The organism is Ruania alba (assembly GCF_900105765.1).
GTDB classification, from domain to species: Bacteria; Actinomycetota; Actinomycetes; order Actinomycetales; family Beutenbergiaceae; genus Ruania; species Ruania alba.
This window is the reverse complement of the sequence record NZ_FNTX01000001.1, coordinates 1,391,586-1,411,007: the sequence shown is the minus strand read 5'-3', so window position 1 is coordinate 1,411,007 and position 19,422 is coordinate 1,391,586. Positions and strand designations below refer to the sequence as shown.

Sequence of the window (19,422 nt, the reverse complement as noted above, 5' to 3'; positions counted from 1 at the left end):
ACTGAAGAGGTCATGTCCCAATCCGTACAGATGCCCGCCCTCGGCGAGAGCGTCACCGAAGGCACTGTGACGCGCTGGCTCAAGGCCGTGGGAGACACGGTGGAGGTGGACGAGCCCTTGCTCGAGGTCTCCACTGACAAGGTCGACACCGAGGTCCCTTCACCGGTAGCCGGTGTGCTCGAGAAGATCCTCGTCGATGAGGACGAGACCGTCGAGGTCGGTGCCGATCTCGCCATGGTCGGCTCCGGTGATGGTGCTGCCGCTGAGGAGGCACCGGCCGCCGAGGAGGCCGCACCGGCAGCTGAGGAGGCACCCGCGAACGACGAGCCTGCTGCTGAGGAGGCTCCAGAACCGGCCGCCGAGGAGGCACCTGCACCACAGAGTGACGACGCGAGCTCCGGCGACCGGACCGCGATCACCCTTCCTGCGCTCGGCGAGAGCGTCACCGAGGGGACGGTCACCCAGTGGTTGAAGTCCGTCGGTGACTCGGTCGACGTGGACGAGCCCTTGCTCGAGGTCTCCACCGACAAGGTCGACACCGAAGTGCCGTCACCGGTGGCCGGAACCCTGGTGGAGATCCTCGTCAACGAGGACGACACTGTCGAGGTCGGTGGCACGCTTGCCTACGTCGGAGCAGCAGGCAGCGCACCGGCGCCCGCTCAGGAAGCGCCCGCCCAGGACGCTCCGGCTGACGAGGCCCCCGCCCACGAGGCTCCGGCCGCGCCTGCTCCGTCGGCACCGACTCCCGAGCCCGCTCCCGAGCCGACCCCGGCTCCCGAGAAAGCTCCCGAGCCTGCTGCGGAGGAGGCACCGGCACCTGCCGCGTCCGAATCCTCCGGTACTCCGTACGTGACGCCGCTGGTGCGCAAGCTGGCCGCGGACAAGGGCGTCGACCTGTCCTCACTCACCGGAACCGGGGTGGGTGGACGCGTGCGCAAGCAGGACGTGCTGGACGCCGCAGAGAAGGCTGCCGCCGCCGCGCAGCCGGCCGCAGCGGAACAGGCACCGTCGGCACCTGCTGCCCGCAAGCCGGCCGCTCAGCCCGCCGTCTCGCCGCTGCGTGGCACCACCGAAAAGATGTCCCGCCTGCGCAAGATCGTCGCGCAGCGCATGGTGGAATCACTGCAGACCTCCGCGCAGCTGACCACCGTCGTCGAGGTGGACGTGACCAAGGTGGCGCGACTGCGCGCTCGGGCCAAGTCCGAGTTCCAGGCCCGCGAGGGCGTCAAGCTCACATTCCTGCCGTTCTTCACGTTGGCCGCGACCGAGGCGTTGAAGCAGTTCCCGAAGCTCAACGCCAGCATCGACGGCGACGAGGTGGTCTACCACGGCAGCGAGAACGTCGGGATCGCGGTGGACACCGAGCGTGGCCTGGTAGTGCCCGTGATCAAGGATGCCGGTGACCTCAACATCGCCGGGATCGCCCGTAAGATCGCCGACTTGGCCGCCCGCACCCGGGACAACAAGGCCACGCCGGACGAGCTCGGTGGCGGCACCTTCACCATCACCAACACCGGGTCGGGCGGCGCTCTGTTCGACACCCCGATCCTGCTGCAGCCGCAGGTGGGCATCCTCGGCGTCGGCACGATCGTGAAGCGCCCTGTCGTCGTCGCCGACGCCGACGGTGCCGAGGTGATCGCGGTGCGATCGATGGTCTACCTGGCACTGTCCTACGACCACCGTCTCGTCGACGGTGCGGACGCCGCCCGCTTCCTCACAGCGATGAAGGATCGCCTCGAGGAGGGCGAGTTCGAGGCCGCGCTCGGCCTCTGACCGACCAAGGCGACCCGTACGCGGTCGCCCAGCAGCACCGATCAGGGTGCCCACGGCCACTGCCGTGGGTACCCTGACTCGTATCGAGCCAGGGAGGCACGTGTGGCTGTTGTGGTGATCGCCGGATCCTCTGGCTTCCTCGGCACTGCGCTGACCGAACGGCTGCACGCCAACGGGCACCAGGTTCGGCGGCTCGTGCGACGTCCCGCCACGGAGCCCTCGGAGATCTCCTGGGAGCCGGCTGCGGGACGATTTCCGGACGAGGCGCTCACCGGTGCCACCCACGTGATCAACCTCGCTGGCGCCGGGGTGGCTGACCGCCGGTGGACGTCGGCGCGTCGGCAGACGATCTTGACCTCACGTGTGGCCCCGACGACGCTGCTCGCCACGTCGATCGCAGCCACCGGCCGCACGGATCTCACCCTGGTGAACGCCTCCGCCGTCGGCTACTACGGCGATCGCGGCGAGGACGTGCTCGACGAGAGCGCGGCGCCGGGCGCGTCCTTCCTGGCCCGGGTGTGCCGCGCGTGGGAGGCAGCTACCGAACCGGCCGCGGAGGCCGGTGCGCGGGTCGTGAACCTGCGCACCGGGATCGTGCTGGACACTGGCGGCGGGGCGCTGGCGCAGATGCTTCCGCTCCTCCGCTTCGGTCTGGCGGGCCCACTGGGCAACGGACGGCAGTGGTGGCCCTGGATCACGCGCGCCGACGTGCTCAGCGCCATCCAGCACGTGCTGCTGGAGTCGGTGATCTCCGGTCCGGTGAACCTCTGCGCCCCCAACCCTGCGCGCAACCGAGACGTCATGGCGTCACTGGCTCGCGCCGTCGGTAAACCTGCCGTCCTACCAGTGCCCGGCACGGCCCTGCACATGGCGCTCGGCGGGTTCGCCGCCGAGCTGCTCGGGTCCCAGCGTGTGGTCCCCGACGCGCTGCTCGAAGACGGGTTTGGATTCACGTGGCCCGACCTGGATCAGGCGGCACAACATCTGCTCGGGGAGTGAGCTCACGGGCACGGCGTGACCTGCGCGACCCGCCACTGACCCTCAAACCGGCTGAGCAGCAGTTCCGTGCAACGCGGGTCCTGCGCCGGCACAGACCGCACACCTCCGGTCGCGGTCCTCCGCTCGTGCGAGGTCTGCGTGAGGACGGCCTGCACCCGCGCCTGGCCGTCGCCCACCTCTTCTACCGTGAGGTCTGTCACGCGGCTGACCAGGCCCACGACCCGCTCCTCCGTCGCCAGCAGGGACTCCAGCACGGTGGCGTCCTCCTCGGCTGCGGCCGAACCAGGAACGGTCACGCTCGCCAGGAGGACGGGGTCGGCGGCGCTGAGCGCCTCGTCTCGGGTGGCCGTCAGCGCCACCACACGGTTCGCCAACGTCTGGGCGCTCCCTGCCGGATGAACTGTGGCGACGGGCCGCGGCTCGGCCTCCCGCTCCGCCATGACCCATCCTGTTCCGCCGAGCGCCGCGCTCAGTACCACCACGACCAGCGCGACGACCACCGGAACTCGCGGACGTCGCCGGTGCCGCCCGCGGCGTCGCGGACGTCGCGCAGGTACCTGCCTGGTCGCCGCACGAGCGGCCCGCTCCCGCAACGTGGCGGCTGCCAACGCCTCCGAGGCAGCCGGGCGGATGGGCGCGGTCTGCGCCGACAGCGCCCGCGCCGCTGCTCTGGCGCCGGGACGACAGGTGGGATCGTCCTCGAGCAGATCGCTTAGTCCCTCCCGAACACGTTGGCGCTGCGACGGGGCCGCAGCCCACACCGCAGTGGCCGCTACCCCGTACACGTCAGCGGGTGCGCCAGGCGCGGACCCGCCGTGCAGCTCGGGTGCTGCGAAGCCCGGTGTCCCTCGCTCGCGTCCGGGGACGGGCACCAGGTCCACCAGGACCGGTCGCACAGCGCTGGGTGACGTCATCGCCGCACGGGGTCCTCCGCCGTCGGAGTCCAGCACCACATTCGCCGGTGCCACATCCCCGTGCACGACACCAACCTCGTGCAGGCAGGCGACAGCCTCGAGCAGGGTGCGTGCCAGGGAGAGGCACTCGGCTGCATCGAGGCCATGCCGGGCGGTGTGCAGGGTAGCCACGGTGGGCCCGTCGATCAGGCTGGAGATCATCGCCACCTGGTCACCTGGCAGATCGCGTCGTTCCCGCAGCCGTGCGACGGCGGGGTGAGCGACCTGCTGGACCGCCGCACAGCGCTGCGTGAGCACCGTGCGCTCGGACGTGGTGTCCACGCGCAGGATGCGGATCACCACGCGGTCGCCGTCGTCGGCCTGAGCCGCCCACACGGCACCACTTCCGCCGACACCCGCCACGCCGGTGACGTGATAGCCAGGCACTCGAGGTTGCTCGGTCATGGCTCCAGCCAACACCCGCGGGCTCCATCCGCGCAGCGGCTGTCCACAGGCCTCGTCCGAGCCGTGGACGAGGACCGAGCAGTGGCGCCCCGCGCATGCGGGTGGGCATACAGTGGGCTGATGCGGACGCAGCGCTGGAACCTCGGGCGGCAGCTGATCCCGTACATCGAGGCGTGGGAACACCAGCGTCGGCTGCACACCGCGGTGGTCGACGGCGAGGAGGACACACTCGTGCTGCTCGAGCACGAGTCCGTGTACACCGCCGGCAAACGCACCGCTTCCTGGGACCGCCCGACCGACGGCACCCCGGTCATCGACGTGGACCGGGGCGGTCGTATCACCTGGCACGGCCCCGGCCAGTTGATCGCCTACCCCATCGTCCGATTGGCCGAACCCGTGGACGTGGTGGCGTACGTGCGCGCCCTGGAGCAGGCCGTGATCGACACCGTCGCTGAGCTCGGCATCGACGCCGAACGGGTCGAGGGGCGCTCCGGTGCGTGGGTGCGGGGCGAGGAGGACCGGAAGGTCGCCGCGATCGGTGTGCGCGTGGCCCGTGGGGTGGCGATGCACGGCGTGGCGATCAACGCGTGCCCGGACCTGGGGGCGTTCGGGGCGATCGTCCCGTGCGGGATCACCGACGCGGGTGTGACCTCGCTCACCGCGCTCACTGATCGTGAGGTGAGCGTGTCCGACTGCGCGGACCTGTTCGAACCGCATCTGCGCCGCTGCCTGGCTCCTGTGCTCGTCACGGCGCCCGAGCCCGGTCGACGAGATGGTCGAGCACCAGCGCCGGCAAACGCACCGCACCCCGTAGGCTGACACCGCACATCGACGAAGGGAGTCTCGGGTGGCCATCGCTCCCGAGGGACGACGGATGCTCCGCGTGGAAGCACGCAACGCGGCCGTCCCGATCGAGAAGAAGCCGTCGTGGATCAAGACACGCGCCACGATGGGTCCGGAGTACACCGAGCTGCAGTCCTTGGTGCGACGGGAGAAGCTCAACACCGTCTGCGAAGAAGCCGGATGCCCGAATATCTTCGAGTGCTGGGAGGACCGGGAGGCGACGTTCCTCATCGGCGGTGACCAGTGCACCCGGCGGTGCGACTTCTGCCAGATCGACACCGGTAAGCCGGCCGCTTTCGATGCCGACGAACCACGCCGAGTGGCGGCGTCGGTACAGGCGATGGGACTGCGCTACTCCACGGTGACCGGCGTCGCCCGGGACGACCTCGACGATGGCGGCGCCTGGCTGTACGCCGAGACGGTGCGGCAGATCCACCAGGTCAACCCTGGTACCGGGGTGGAGCTGCTGATTCCGGACTTCAACGCCGAACCGGACCAGCTCGCCGAGGTGTTCTCCTCCCGGCCCGAGGTGCTCGCTCACAACCTCGAGACCGTGCCGCGCATCTTCAAACGGATCCGGCCCGGGTTCCGGTACGACCGCTCCCTCTCGGTGCTCACCTCGGCGCGCACGGACGGCCTGGTGACGAAGTCGAACCTCATCCTGGGGATGGGTGAGACGATCGAGGAGGCCGCGGACGCCCTGCGCGATCTGCATGAGGCGGGTTGTGATCTGGTGACGATCACCCAGTACTTGCGCCCCTCTCCCCGTCACCACCCGGTGGACCGGTGGGTACGGCCCGAGGAGTTCGTGGAACTCTCCGACGAGGCCGAGCGGATCGGCTTCGCCGGTGTGATGGCCGGTCCCCTGGTGCGCTCGTCCTACCGTGCCGGACGACTGTGGGCGCAAGCGATGGCCCGACGTGGCGAACAGATCCCGGAGGCTCTGGCGCACCTCACCGAGCCGGGCAGCGCCCGGCAGGAAGCCGCCTCGCTGCTGCAGCGCTGACGACGGCACCGGGCCAGGTCGGCTCCGTCGCCATGGTGGGGACGTCGTGCTGCCCGGCGAGCGGACGCCGTCAGGAAAGTGCGGGTGGACCGGTAGGCTGGACGCCATCATGGCGAAGAACACCTCCCCCGACGCGGACGCGACGAAGAAGCCCAAGAAGAAGCGCTGGTATCACCAGATCTGGGAAGTCTTCCAGATGGTCCGCAAGGCCCAGCCGAGCATCGTGGCCTGGCTGCTGCTGGTGTTCGTCGGCGTCGTCGCCGTCGGTGTGGTGCTCGGTCTGCTCTTCGACCAGGTGCTCTACTTCACGTTCCTCGCCGTCCCGTTCGCCGCTCTCGCCGCAATGTTCCTCCTCGCGCGCCGTGCCGAGACGGTGGCCTACCAACGCATCGAGGGTGAACCGGGCGCCGTCTCGGCCGCCCTGGGCACGATCCGTCGGGGCTGGAACATCCAGGACGAGCCGGTCGCGGTGGACCCGCGCACGCAGGACATGGTGTTCCGCGCCGTCGGACGCCCCGGCGTGGTGCTCATCTCCGAGGGACCGCCGCACCGGGTGCCGAAACTGCTCGAGGGCGAGCGCAAGAGGGTGGCGCGGGTGATCCCGAACGTCCCGGTGATCGTGCTGCAGTGCGGCAATGGCGAGGGCCAGGTGAAGCTCACCAAGATCGCCAATGCGGTGAAGCGGCAGAAGAACGTGCTGACCCGCAGCGAGGTGGCCGAAGTGTCGAAGCGGCTGCGGGCGCTGCGCTCGAATGCGATGCCGATCCCGAAGGGCGTGGACCCGCGCCGTGCCCGGCCGGACCGCAAGGGGATGCGCGGCCGCTGAGTTCAGAGCCGCCGGAGCGTGGTTCCGGCGGCCCGATCGTGCACCCCACGTCCGTCCGGGTCGGTGACGACCGCGGGGATCACCAGGCACACCAGCACGGTTCGCACGAGTGCGCGCAACGGCCCTGGGAAGCGACCATCCTCGGTACGCACACCGAGACCGAGGAGTCGGTGCCCGATGGTGCTTCCCGCTGTGCCGACCAGGAGCACTGTCATCGCGGCGAACACGCCGAGCGTGGCCATCGGGTCGAAGTCGAAGAACCCGGCGCTGATCGCCGAGGCGAGTGCCCAGTCGATCGCGATCCCGACCAGGCGCCGGCCCCACCCGGCGGTCTCGTGCTGCGGGGTCGAGCTCGTGCGTGCGTTCACTTCACCCAGCCTAGTGGGCTGGAGTAGCCGGTCCGCATGCAGGAACACCCGACGGCGGCAGTCCGGCACCGTTTAACATGGCCGACACATATCGGTCATGGTGGAGAAACGCCGTCCGCCTACCGTGAACGTGTCTGGAAGACGCATGTCCCACCATCAAGGAGCCATGGATGTTCAGTAGTGCCGACGAGGCCATTGCCTTCACCAAGGAGCAGGGCGTCAAGTTCGTCGACGTCCGCTTCTGCGACCTGCCGGGGGTGATGCAGCACTTCAACATCCCGGTCGAGGCGTTCAACGAGGACGCTTTCACCGAGGGCCTGATGTTCGACGGTTCCTCCATCCGTGGATTCCAGGCGATCCACGAGTCCGACATGAAGCTCATCCCGGACGTGACGAGCGCGTTCATCGACCCGTTCCGCGAGCAGAAGACGCTCGTGGTGAACTTTTCCATCGTGGATCCGTTCACCGATGAGCCCTACTCGCGTGACCCGCGCAACATTGCCGCCAAGGCGGAGGCGTACCTCGCCTCGACCGGTATCGCCGACACGGTATTCTTCGGCGCCGAGGCCGAGTTCTACATCTTCGACGATGTCCGGTTCCAGACCGGCCCGGATTCGAGCTACTACTTCATCAACTCGAACGAGGCCGCGTGGAATACCGGTCGCGACGAGGAGGGTGGAAACCTCGGGTACAAGACCCGGTTCAAGGGCGGGTATTTTCCTGTTGCCCCCAACGACCAGATGGCCGACCTGCGCGATTCGATGGTCACGATCATGCAGGAGAACGGTCTCGAGGTCGAGCGAGCGCACCACGAGGTGGGCACTGCCGGGCAGCAGGAGATCAACTACCGTTTCAACACGCTGCGCTCGGCCGCCGATGACCTGATGAAGTTCAAGTACATCGTCAAGAACACGGCGTGGCAGGCCGGGAAGTCCGCCACATTCATGCCCAAGCCGATCTTCGGTGACAACGGATCGGGAATGCACTCGCACCAGTCGCTGTGGAAGGACGGCGAGCCACTGTTCTACGACGAGCGTGGTTACGGTGGTCTGTCCGACCTCGCCCGCTGGTACATCGGTGGTCTGCTCAAGCACGCGCCGTCGCTGCTCGCGTTCACGAACCCGTCGCTGAACTCGTTCCACCGTCTGGTGCCGGGCTTCGAGGCGCCGGTCAACCTGGTGTACTCGGCCCGGAACCGGTCAGCCTGCATCCGCATCCCGGTCACCGGTGCGTCGCCGAAGGCGAAGCGCGTGGAGTTCCGCGTGCCGGACCCCTCCTCGAACCCGTACCTGGCGTTCTCGGCCATGTTGATGGCCGGTATCGACGGCATCAAGAACCGCATCGAGCCGCCCGAGCCGGTCGACAAGGACCTCTACGAGCTGCCGCCCGAAGAGCACTCGCAGATCGCGCAGGTGCCGGACTCGCTCCCGGGTGTGCTGGACGCGCTCGAGGCCGACCACGACTACCTGACCGAGGGCGACGTGTTCACCCCGGACTTGATCGAGACGTGGATCGACTACAAGCGCACCAACGAGGTCGACGCCGTGCGCCTGCGGCCGCACCCGCACGAGTTCGAGCTGTATTACGACCTGTGAGGAGTGAGCGGAGCTTGCGGAGCGAGCCCCGCACACAGGTCGCCACCAGCACCGCCCTGTGAGGAGTGAGCGGAACTCACGAAGCGAGCCCCGCACACAGGTCGCCACTGGGACTGACCTCTGACCAGCACAGTGCGCCCCCGGATCCCCTGCGGGTCCGGGGGCGCACTGCGTCAGCGGATGAAATTTGTTTTCGCGGAGACCTCCCGGTTGCGATAACCCTTGACAGTGACGCGCGTCACTCCTAGCGTCCAGAGCAGGCGCACTGGGCGAGGACGCCCACCGGTGATCACACCGTTGCGCCGTCGGGCACAGGAGGTTTCTCGTGAAGAACTCAGTCAGGCGCCGATTCGGGCGCCCAGCAGCGGTTGCGGTGGGCGCGGGCCTGTTGCTCAGCGGCATCGCACCGGCATATGCGGAACCGGAGACGCCACCGACCCACGACGTCGCGACCATCGTGGATTCGATGACCCTGCGAGAGAAGATCGGCCAGATGACGTGGACACACGTCTACGGCTCGTCCGCCCACGACACGTCCATGGCCGCCAGCAACCAGGCCAGGTACGGCGTCGATACCCCCGCCGAGGTGGTGCAGAAGTACGACCTCGGTGGTGTGCTCTACTTCGCCTGGTCCGGAAACACGAACCACCCGGCGCAGATCACCGAGCTCTCGAACGGGCTGCAGGACGCGGCGCTCGACGAGGATGGTCCCGGTGTCCCGCTGGCCGTGACGATCGACCAGGAGGGCGGCCTCGTTGCCCGGGTCGGACCACCGGCGACCCAACTTCCGGGCAACATGTCCCTCGGCGCAACCTTCGACACCGACCTCGCGCGAGCACAGGGCGAGATACTCGGCGCCGAGATGCAGGCGATGGGCATCAATGTCGACTTCGCCCCCGTGGTCGACATCAACTCCAACCCGGACAACCCTGTGATCGGCATCCGATCCATGGGCGAGGATCCCGACGCGGTCAGCGCGCTCGGTGCCGCACAGATCGACGGCATACAGCAGTACATCGGCGCCACGGCGAAGCACTTCCCGGGACACGGGGACACCGAGACCGACTCGCACTACGGTCTGCCCGTGGTCACCTACGACCGCGCCACGCTCGACGATCACCTGCAACCGTTCCAGGCAGCGATCGATGCGGGCGTCGACATGATCATGACTGCCCACATCATCGTCGAGGCGATCGACCCGGACCTGCCGGGCACCTTGTCTCCCGACGTGCTCACGGGTCTGCTCCGCGACGAGATGGGCTTCGACGGGATCATCACCACCGACGCACTGGACATGGCCGCGATGACCGACAACTGGTCCCAGGCGGAGATGTCCGTCATGGCGATCCAGGCGGGCTCGGACATCCTGCTCAACTCCCCCGACGTCGACGCCTCCATCGCCGGCATCGAGGAGGCAGTCACGGACGGGACCATCACCGAGGCGCGACTTGACGAGTCAGTCACCCGCATCCTGGAGTGGAAGGCCGAGCGTGGCGTCCTGGACGACCCATACGCCGACCCGGGCGCGGTCGAGGACGTCGTCGGGAACGACGAGCACCTCGCCACGGCAGCGACGATCGCGGACCGGTCCATCACGCTGCTGCGCAACGAGGACCGCCCGCTGCCGCTCGACGCCGACTCCGATACTGTCCTTGTCGTCGGTTCCGGGTCAGCATGGCCGGAGCGGCTCGGTCCGATGATGGCCGAGCGTGGGTTCGAGGTGATCGAGGAGTACGAGAACGGACGATCGCCGTCCCCCGCATACCGGGCACGAGCGGTCGCAGCGGCATCGGATGCCGATGCCGTGGTGTTCACGTCCTACAACGCCAGCGCGAACGCGGCGCAGCAACAGATGGTCGCCGAGCTGGCCGCCACCGGCACCCCAGTGATCGTCGTCGCGGCACGCAACCCCTACGACATCAACGTCTTCGACACCGCCGACGCCGTCCTGAACAGCTACGGCTACAACGTGGTGAACTACACCGCCGTCGTGCGGGCCATCGCCGGTGACATCAACCCATCGGGTGAGCTCCCCGTTGATGTCCCCACCGTGGACGGCAGCGAGACGCTACTGCCGCTCGGCTACGGCCGCCATTACCCAGGGCCACCGGACCACGCGGGAGCCCCTGGACACGCCGGACCGGACAACTGACACCGTCGACCCTCAGCGGAGAGGAACCACGATGCGTACACGAACATGGAGAGGACTGGCCGTCGGCGCGGCCCTGGCGCTGGGAGTTACGGGCTCGCTCTCCCCGATGTCTCCCGGCGAACGGCCCGACACCCCGCCCGGTCTCGACGAACCGCTGGAGCTCGGTGTCGAGGTCCTGCTCGACGATCTCGACCGGCTGGAGGGGCAGCGGGTCGGAATCATCACCAACCCCACAGGAGTCACCTCCGACCTCACCCACGTCGTCGATGCCCTGATCGATGGTGAGGCCGAGGGCGACTACGAGGTCACCGCCTTGTACGGCCCCGAGCACGGTGTCCGCGGTGGGGTCCCGGCCGGTGCCTATGTGGAGAGCTACGAGGACGAGCGGACCGGGCTGCCGGTGTACTCGCTGTACGGCCCGACCCGTCAACCGACTGCGGAGATGCTGGCTGACGTCGATGTCCTACTCTTCGACATCCAGGACATCGGCGCGCGCTTCTACACCTACATCTGGACGATGTACTACGCAATGGAAGCAGCGGCCGAGCACGACAAGCAGTTCATCGTTCTCGATCGGCCGAACCCGCTCGGCGACCGGATGGATGGACCCGTCCTGGAGTATCCCGAACTCAGTTCGTTCGTCGGCCTGCGGGAGATTCCCCTGCAGCACGGCATGACGGTCGGTGAGCTCGCACAGTTCTTCAACGGTGAGTTGCTCGAGACGCCGGCGGACCTGGACGTGGTGCAGATGTCCGGCTACGACCCGGACGAAATTGTCGCCGACTGGGACATGCCGTGGGTCCTACCCTCGCCCAACATCCCCACCCGGGAGACGGCGCTGGTCTACCCCGGCATCGGACTGATCGAATCGATCAACGTTTCCGAGGGGCGTGGCACGACCAAGCCGTTCCTCTGGTTCGGTGCGCCGTTCATCGACGAGACGGAGTCGTGGGAGCTGGCGGACGATCTCAACGCACGGGGCCTGGAGGGCGTGACATTCCGGCCGGCGTCCGCGACGCCGTCGTCGAGCAAGCACGCCGGGCAGTTCTCCGGTGGTCTCGAGGTGCACGTGACCGATCCGGCGGTGTATGAACCACTCCGGGTCGGTGTGCATGTCCTCGACGCCCTGTTCACCCATATCGACGAGGTGGACTGGCGTGAGGGTGGGGACTGCCGCGCTCCGGAGGACCGCTGCTGGATCGACCTGCTCTCCGGGACCAAGGACGTGCGCGCCCAGCTCGAGGCGGGCGTCGCTCCGGACGAGATCGTCGACGGCTGGGACGCCGAACTGGCCGCCTTCACCGCGCTGGCTGAGCCCTACCGGCTCTACGACGACCAGCACCCCGGCCGCGATCGCGACTGACCGGCCACGACCTGAGCCGAGCGGACTCTGCTCGGCTCAGGTCACGGTGTCAGGCCAGCGTGACGGTGAAACTCCTGCCGTGGGCCTGATACGTGCCGGCCGTGACCATGGTCCCGCCGGGGACTCGACTGACCGTGACGCCGTCATCGGCTGACTCCAGGGCCAGCGGACGGCCACGGACGGTCACCGAGACCGTGTCGCGGCGCATTGTCGGATCCGAGACGGAGAGCTCGACCGCACTGCCGTGCCGTCGCGCGATGACTGATGCGGGGCCGTCGATCGACAGTCGCTCGGCCTGCTGAGTCCCGTCGGCGAACACGTTCGCGGCCACCACGCCAAGACCGGCGTGCGCGACGGCCTGCACGCGCGGATCGTTGCGAATCACTGAGAGTTCGGCCGGGTACGCCGCCATCGCGGCGTCGTCGGCGTTCGGCACCAAGGCATAGGCGAGCGACGCCGGTCCGGCACCCGCCGGGTGCTCCACGCTGAGGCCGAACACCTGCTTGGTCACCTGGGTGTTGGAGTTGGAGAGCCTGATGGCTCGCCTGCTGCGCGTGACACGCTCGAGCGTGACGTCCACGTCCTGATCGTCCAGCAGGACGTACCCGACGGCGGCGCCGTGGCTGGCGTTCAGGTAACGCACCCAGGCCAGGGGTGCTTCTCCCGTGCCGGACCATGCGGTGCCGTCGCGATGCGCGCCAGTGATCTGGATATCGTCGCCGGTTCCGGCGATCCGGGAGTCGAGCGTGGTCACCGCATCGCGACCGGAGAGACCGTCGATCCCTGCCGCGAGGGCGATGATCTCGTCGTCGAACATGAACCAGGACTTGGTGGCGCTCGCGTTCTGGTAGACGACGAAGTCCTCCGGGAGGATGCCCGCCTGCTTGTCCCGGTAGCCGACGTCGTCGGAGAGCACCATGCCGACCGCACCGAGCGTGCCCAGCGTGGCACCGCCGGAGTGCACGTTCGTCCCACGTGGGAAATAGACGTAGGTGTTCTGGGACTCCGAGGAGGAGTAGAACTCGAGCGGGTGGTCCGGGTTCTCGTACCAGCGCTCACCGTAGAGCTCGGGAATGCTGCTGCGCTCCTGCACCGGTGCGGTCACACCGGCGAGGCGGTAGGGCGAGACGGTCGTGTAGTAGTCGACCCCGTAGCACTCGGACTGGTCCAGGCCGGTGAGATAGAGGTAGTAGGCGCCGTCGCCCTGGAACCAGGGCAGCAGGTTCTCCCCGTTCATGTACTCGTACTTGCTGATCCGGTCCGAGCTCCGAGCAAGAGCGAAGGCGTACCCGGGGCGGCGGTGCACCGTCCGGTCCATCGCGTCGAAAGCGACGTTGCGTTCGTCTGCGTTGAGGTCAGCGGCGGGGATCGAGGCGTCACCCACGATGTCGGCGAAACGCGCGATGCTGAGCGGTGAGGCGAACCTGCCCGAGTCGATCATCTCGGGCGAGGCGCCGTCGAGATGCTTGACGTAGGCCTCCAGGTCGCGGGAATCACCGCTGGGTGCGTAGCCGGACAGGTCCACGATCGCCTCGGCGATCACCCGCACGTCGGTGTACCCGGTCGTGGTCCTGGACACCGCACGCCCCTTGACCACCTCCATCATCCACCCCTCGTAGATCAGCGGTGCGAACCCGTTCCGGACCCATCCGGTGACAACCTCCACCAGGTCGGCGGTGCTGGCCTGTGACGCTCCGTCGAGAATCTTGACGGTCTGCACCACCCGGGTGAGCAGGCCCTTGCCGTAGGAGCCGGTGTAGGCGACGGAATGGTGCTGGATGAACGATCCGTCCGCGTAGTAACCATCGGTCACGCCGTGCTGCAGGTCGTACGGGTCGATCGTGGCGAACACTGTGGCCTGGTCGGTGATGGCCTTGGTGATCCGTCCTTCGTCACCGGTCAGCGCGCCCTGGAGGATCCGGTTGGTGGTGATGTCGGCGAGGTTCGCACCGGTGTGGAAGCGGGAGTCGAGGTCCACGTCCCCGTCGGTGCCGGCGCGCAGGTAAGCATCCATCGTGGCCACGTAGGTTTCCACCAAGCCGGGCCGGTAGGTGGCGACCTCCTCGGCGAGCAGCACGAAGGCGCGGGTCACATCTGTCGGGAAGCCGATCTCCCAGTTAAACCAGTTGCCGTAGTAACCGGCGTCGTGGTCAGCGAGGTAGTGCTCGTGCAGCCAGGCGAGGCCGTCGATCACCTGACGCTGGGTGGCGACGTCGTCGACCAGGCCGGATCCGGGTGTGCGGGTCGCCAGGGCGATCTCGTAGAGGAAGGTGGTGGTGCGGCGCAGGTTGGTGTCGTCCGAACCGAGCGGGCGGCCGGCGAACAGCTCGTCGGAGCCGGCGTCGACCATGTCCGCCAGCCGGCTGCGGGCGGTGGACTCGATGGCTGCCACTCTGGGTGCGACCTCGGGGCGCGCATTGGAGGCGGTCGTACCGGCCAGCATCTCCACCGTGTTGGCGAGCAGGCGGTCGCGATCGGTCGGGGTCTCGGCGTGTGCGAGCAGCGGCGCGCCAACAGTCAGCAGGCCTGCGGCGGGAATCATGGACAGGACGTGACGGCGGGTGAGCTGCATCGTTGCGGTTCCCTGGGTAGGTCGGAGCGGTCCGGTATAAACCACTTCGCATTCAATCAGGTCTGACCGGATCGCCCAAGGGCGGGTTGCTCACCCGTAGAAGACGCGCTCCATCACCGTGCGGGCGTGGCGTGCGGCACGCAGCCAGTCCTGTTCCAGGTCGACCGCGTGCCCCACCGGGTACCCGAGCAGGCGGGACACGGTAGCAAGGGTCTGCCGCTCGCTCGGCAGTACATCCACGCGTTGCCCGTGCGTGCGACCGGAGGCGAGCACGATGGCGTTGCGCAACCGGGTGGCCAGCTCCCACGCCCGGATCAGGCGGTCCGCGTCCGAACCGCTCAGCAACGTCAGGTCCCGAGCGGCCAGCAACGCCTCGCGAGTTCCTGTCACGCGAAGCTCCGGGTGTTGTCCGGCATGCTGGAGTTGGAGCAGTTGTGCCGTCCACTCGACGTCGGAGAGCCCGCCGCGGCCGAGCTTGAGGTGGTGGGTTGCCGGCACTCCACGCGGTAGTCGTTCGGCTTCCACCCGCGCCTTGATCCGGCGAAGTTCACGCAGCTCGCCGCTGTCGAGTCCCGCCGCGGGATACCGGTAGGGATCGATCAGCCGGGCGAACCGCTCCCCCAGTCCTGGGTCGCCTCCCGCCTGCCGCGCCCGCAGCAACGCCTGCCGCTCCCAGCCCAGGGCCCAGCGTTGGTAGTACTCGGCGTAGGAGTCCAGCGTCCGCACGACCGGTCCCTGCTTGCCCTCGGGGCGCAATGCCGTATCCACCTGCAACTGGGGCTCAGTGGACATGACCCCGAGCAGACTCCCGATCGCTCCGGCCACGTCCACGGCCCACTCCTTGGCGAGCTGCTGGTCGGCACCCGGACGAGGGTCGTGGACGAACATCACATCGGCGTCGCTGGCGTACCCGATCTCGCCGCCGCCGAGACGCCCCATGGCCACCACGAGAAAATCCGTCGGAGAGTCTTCGAGCCCATGCTTGGTGTTGGCCTCGTGCGCGGCGATCCGCAGCGCCCCGGCGAGGGCCATATCCGCTGCGGGGGCGATCACGCGACGGCAGGTATCCACCGGCACGTGCTCGAGGACGTCCCGGACCGATCCCCGGGTGAGCTCACGGCGTCGCAGGAAGCGGACCGCCGAGGCGGCCTTCTTCGCGTCGGCACGCCGCACCAGCATGGCGTCCATCTGTGTCTCCAGCGCCTCCGGCGTGCGCGGCTGCAGATCCTTGTCCTCGTCCAACCAGGCGACGGCGTCGGTCAGCTGGGCGAGGTTGTCGGCCACATAGGTGGAGGCGGCGAGCAGGTGGGCGAGCCGGTCCGCCGCTGCGCCGGAGTCGCGGAGCAGTTTGAGGTACCAGTGGGTACTGCCCAGGGAGTCCGAGAGCTTGCGGAACGCGAGCAGCGCGCCGTCGGGGTCGCTCCCCTCGGCGAACCAGCCGAGCATCACCGGCAGAAGCTGACGCTGGATCGACGCACGCCGGGAGACGCCCTCGGTGAGTGCCTTGATGTGTCGCGTGGCGCCGTCGGGGTCCTGGTAGCCGATCGCTCGCAGCCGGGCGGTCGCGGCCTCGGCGGTCAAGGTCACGTCGTCGGCCGAGAGGCGTGCGGTCTCCGGCAGCAGCGGCCGGTAGAACAGGTCTTCGTGCAACCGCCGCACCTGACGGCGGGTGGCTCGCCATCGCGCGTTCAGCCCGTCCGGGCCGTCCACCGTCAGACGTGCCGCGCGCGCGAGCCGAAGAAGCTCCTCCGCACTGGTCGGCATCAGGTGGGTCCGTCGCAGGCGGGCGAGCTGCACGCGGTGCTCGAGCACCCGTAGGAAGCGGTAGCAGCGGCCCAGCTCGGCGGCGTGGTCGCGCCCCACATAGCCGCCCGCGGAGAGCGCAGCCAGCGCGTCCAGGGTGTTCGCCGACCGGATCGCCGGGTCCACCCGGCCGTGCACCAGTTGCAACAGCTGGACGGTGAACTCCACGTCTCGAAGCCCGCCGCGCCCCAGCTTGATCTGCCGTTCCGCCTCGGCGACCGGCACGTGGTCCTCCACCCGCCGCCGCATCGCCTGGGCGTCCTCGACGAAGTTCTCCCGTCCGACGGCGTCCCACACCATCGGTCGAGTGGCCTCCAGGTACGCAGCGCTCAGTTGGGCGTCCCCGGCCACATGTCGCGCCTTCAGCAGCGCCTGGAACTCCCAGGTCTTCGCCCAGCGTTCGTAGTAGCTCACGTGTGAGCTCAGGGTGCGGACCAGTGGCCCGTTCTTCCCTTCCGGTCGTAGTGCCGCATCGACCTCCCATAGGGCTGGTTCGCGCGAGGGCATCGAGCACATCCGCGCCAGCGCCGCGGCGAGCTTGGTGCCGGTCCGCAGGGCGACATCCTCCGCCTCGTCACCGGCCGGTTCAGCCACGTAGATCACGTCGACGTCCGAGATGTAGTTGAGCTCGGCGCCACCCGTCTTGCCCATGCCGAGCACCGCCAACCGCACCCCCATGCCGCGGTCGGGCAGCTCAGCGCGGGCCAGCGCGAGCGCAGCCTCGAGTGCTGCCCCGGCAAGGTGCGCCAGCGCTGCAGCGACGTCGGGCAGCAGTGCCTCCGGATCATCGGAAGTCAGGTCCTCGGTGGCGATCTCGAGCAGCATCCGGCGGTAGCTGCGCCGCATCTCGTCCAGCGTGCCTTCGCCCCCGGGGGCACCCGCCACCGGCACCAGGGCGGTCGGGTCGGCACCCACCGATTCCAGCATCAGGGCGCGCACGGCCGACGGGTCGCGACGGACGCCGTCGGGACCATCGATCACGAGGCCGGCATCAGCCGGGTGGCTGACCAGCCAGTCCCCCAGCGCTGGGGACGCGCCGAGCACGGCCAGCAACCGGTCACGGTGGACCGAGTCAGTGGCCAGGACCTGTTGCAATCGGCCTTCCTCCGGCTGCGCAGCCTCACCGAGGCGGAGGAGACTCAGCAACGCCTGATCCGGGTCCGCGGCTCGACCGAGCGCGGCCACCAGGCGTTCCAACCCATCGGCCTCGAGCCGGTCGCACACTCCGGCGAGGAACGGCTCCGCGAACATGTCCGCATCGCGGCTCACCTCGCGGAAGCCGGCACGCGCGAGCAACCCGGTCAACGACACCGGCCGACCCATCAGGTCCTTCCCTTCGTTCGTTCGCGCGCGCACCGGCGATTCGCCCGGGCCCGCCGACGGTCTCAGATCAGGCCGACACGGGCCAGCTCGTACGGTGTCACCTGAGCGCGATAGTCGGTCCACTCCTGGCGCTTGTTCGCCAGGAAATGCGTGAACACCTGCTCACCAAGCGTCTCGGCCACCAGCTCGGACCGTTCCATCACGGCCACCGCCTCGTTCAGGCTGCCCGGCAACGGTTCGATCCCGAGCGCTCGACGTTCGGTGTCGGACAACTCCCAGACGTTGTCCTCGGCCTCCTCGGGCAGTTCGTAGCCCTCTTGCACACCCTTCAGACCAGCACGCAGCAGGACAGCGAATCCGAGGTACGGGTTGGCGGCCGCGTCCAGACCGCGGTACTCCACCCGCGCAGACTGACCCTTGGAAGGCTTGTACATCGGCACGCGCACCAACGCAGACCGGTTGTTGTGCCCCCAGCACACGTAGTTCGGCGCTTCCTGGCCACCCCAGAGGCGCTTGTAGGAGTTCACGAACTGGTTCGTGACCGCGGTGATCTCCGCGGCGTGCCGCAGCAGGCCGGCGATGAAGGCACGACCGGTCCCGGAGAGCTGGTACTCCCCACCCGGCTCGTAGAAGGCGTTCGAGTCCCCCTCGAACAGGGACAGGTGCGTGTGCATCCCGGAGCCGGGCTGACCGGCCAGCGGCTTCGGCATGAAGGAGGTGGTGAAGCCCTGCTCGATGGAGACCTCCTTCACCACCGATCGGAAGGTCATGATGTTGTCAGCAGTGCTGAGTCCGTCGGCATAACGCAGATCGATCTCGTTCTGTCCCGGTCCGGCCTCGTGGTGGGAGAACTCCACGGAGATCCCCATGGATTCCAGCAGGGTGATCGCCGCGCGCCGGAAGTCGTGGCCCTGGCCACGCGCCACGTGATCGAAGTAGCCGGCGTTGTCGATCGGGATCAGCGGATCGGTGTCGTTCTCGAGCGCCTTGAACAGGTAGAACTCGATCTCGGGGTGGGTGTAGAAGGTGAACCCCGCATCGCCGGCAACCGCGAGCGCGCGCTTGAGGACATTGCGCGGATCCGCAGCCGAGGACTCCCCGTCCGGTGTGAGGATGTCGCAGAACATCCGAGCGGTGCCGTGCTTGCCACCTCGCCAGGGCAGGATCTGGAAGGTGCTCGGGTCGGGCCGGAGGATGAGGTCGGACTCCGAGACGCGCGAGAGCCCCTCGATCGAGGAACCGTCGAAGCCGATTCCCTCGACGAACGCGCCCTCGAGCTCGGCCGGCGCGATCGCAACCGACTTGAGCACGCCCAGCACATCGGTGAACCAGAGCCGGATGAACCGGACGTCCCGCTCCTCGATAGCCCGAAGCACGTACTCCTGCTGCTTGTCCATTCCACTACTCCTGATGGTCGTGGCCCGTGCGGTGCGACACCGGC

13 protein-coding genes are annotated in these 19,422 nt (G+C 68.4%); 8 read left to right on the top strand and 5 right to left on the bottom strand.

Going from position 1 to position 19,422, the window contains the following annotated elements:
- Positions 1 to 12 precede the first annotated feature (12 nt).
- Together sucB and BLU77_RS06490 are read left to right on the top strand one after the other, a co-directional pair.
- A complete protein-coding gene (gene sucB / locus BLU77_RS06495) occupies positions 13 to 1,773 on the top strand; it encodes a 2-oxoglutarate dehydrogenase, E2 component, dihydrolipoamide succinyltransferase (RefSeq protein WP_089772200.1) in 1,761 nt (586 codons plus the stop codon).
- A gap of 102 nt (positions 1,774 to 1,875) precedes the next feature.
- Complete coding sequence (locus BLU77_RS06490) at positions 1,876 to 2,772, top strand: TIGR01777 family oxidoreductase (RefSeq protein WP_089772199.1); 897 nt, start codon at positions 1,876 to 1,878, stop codon at positions 2,770 to 2,772.
- 2 nt (positions 2,773 to 2,774) lie between these two features.
- On the opposite strand, the gene BLU77_RS06485 is transcribed toward BLU77_RS06490, so the two are convergent.
- Positions 2,775 to 4,130 carry a protein kinase domain-containing protein gene (locus BLU77_RS06485; RefSeq protein ID WP_089772198.1) on the bottom strand — a complete coding sequence of 452 codons (1,356 nt, stop codon included), beginning with the start codon at positions 4,128 to 4,130 and terminating at the stop codon, positions 2,775 to 2,777.
- 120 nt (positions 4,131 to 4,250) lie between these two features.
- On the opposite strand from BLU77_RS06485, the gene lipB reads away from it, so the two are divergent.
- The 3 genes from lipB (at position 4,251) to BLU77_RS06470 (ending at position 6,805) form a co-directional block, all read left to right on the top strand.
- On the top strand, positions 4,251 to 4,949 hold the full coding sequence (gene lipB, locus BLU77_RS06480) for a lipoyl(octanoyl) transferase LipB (RefSeq protein ID WP_089772197.1): 699 nt from the start codon (positions 4,251 to 4,253) through the stop codon (positions 4,947 to 4,949).
- Positions 4,950 to 4,977: 28 nt separating this feature from the next.
- The gene (gene lipA / locus BLU77_RS06475; protein ID WP_175476961.1) at positions 4,978 to 5,979 is read left to right on the top strand and encodes a lipoyl synthase; all 1,002 of its coding nucleotides are present in this window, start codon (positions 4,978 to 4,980) and stop codon (positions 5,977 to 5,979) included.
- Positions 5,980 to 6,088: 109 nt separating this feature from the next.
- Positions 6,089 to 6,805, top strand: coding sequence for a DUF4191 domain-containing protein (locus BLU77_RS06470; protein ID WP_089772196.1), 717 nt, complete (start codon positions 6,089 to 6,091; stop codon positions 6,803 to 6,805).
- A gap of 2 nt (positions 6,806 to 6,807) precedes the next feature.
- Here BLU77_RS06470 and BLU77_RS06465 read toward each other — a convergent pair whose 3' ends face one another.
- Positions 6,808 to 7,173, bottom strand: a complete 366-nt coding sequence (locus BLU77_RS06465; RefSeq protein WP_245708697.1) for an RDD family protein — start codon at positions 7,171 to 7,173, stop codon at positions 6,808 to 6,810.
- A 170-nt stretch (positions 7,174 to 7,343) separates the two neighbouring features.
- Between BLU77_RS06465 and glnA (BLU77_RS06460) the strand changes: the two genes are divergently transcribed.
- The 3 genes from glnA (BLU77_RS06460) (at position 7,344) to BLU77_RS06450 (ending at position 12,283) form a co-directional block, all read left to right on the top strand.
- Positions 7,344 to 8,768: a type I glutamate--ammonia ligase gene (gene glnA / locus BLU77_RS06460; RefSeq protein ID WP_089772195.1), complete on the top strand. Its 1,425-nt coding sequence runs from the start codon at positions 7,344 to 7,346 to the stop codon at positions 8,766 to 8,768.
- A 325-nt stretch (positions 8,769 to 9,093) separates the two neighbouring features.
- Positions 9,094 to 10,920, top strand: a complete 1,827-nt coding sequence (locus BLU77_RS06455) for a glycoside hydrolase family 3 protein (RefSeq protein WP_245708696.1) — start codon at positions 9,094 to 9,096, stop codon at positions 10,918 to 10,920.
- Between the two features lie 31 nt (positions 10,921 to 10,951).
- A complete protein-coding gene (locus tag BLU77_RS06450) occupies positions 10,952 to 12,283 on the top strand; it encodes an exo-beta-N-acetylmuramidase NamZ family protein (RefSeq protein ID WP_089772194.1) in 1,332 nt (443 codons plus the stop codon).
- 49 nt (positions 12,284 to 12,332) lie between these two features.
- On the opposite strand, the gene BLU77_RS06445 is transcribed toward BLU77_RS06450, so the two are convergent.
- The 3 genes from BLU77_RS06445 to glnA (BLU77_RS06435) form a co-directional block, all read right to left on the bottom strand.
- Entirely contained in the window at positions 12,333 to 14,855 is a 2,523-nt protein-coding gene (locus tag BLU77_RS06445; RefSeq protein WP_089772193.1) for a polysaccharide lyase family 8 super-sandwich domain-containing protein, read from the bottom strand.
- Positions 14,856 to 14,945: 90 nt separating this feature from the next.
- Positions 14,946 to 17,981 (bottom strand): bifunctional [glutamine synthetase] adenylyltransferase/[glutamine synthetase]-adenylyl-L-tyrosine phosphorylase, encoded by a 3,036-nt coding sequence (locus BLU77_RS06440; protein WP_089772192.1) that lies wholly within the window; start codon positions 17,979 to 17,981, stop codon positions 14,946 to 14,948.
- Positions 17,982 to 18,043: 62 nt separating this feature from the next.
- Positions 18,044 to 19,378: a type I glutamate--ammonia ligase gene (gene glnA / locus BLU77_RS06435; protein ID WP_089772191.1), complete on the bottom strand. Its 1,335-nt coding sequence runs from the start codon at positions 19,376 to 19,378 to the stop codon at positions 18,044 to 18,046.
- Between the last annotated feature and the right edge of the window lie 44 nt (positions 19,379 to 19,422).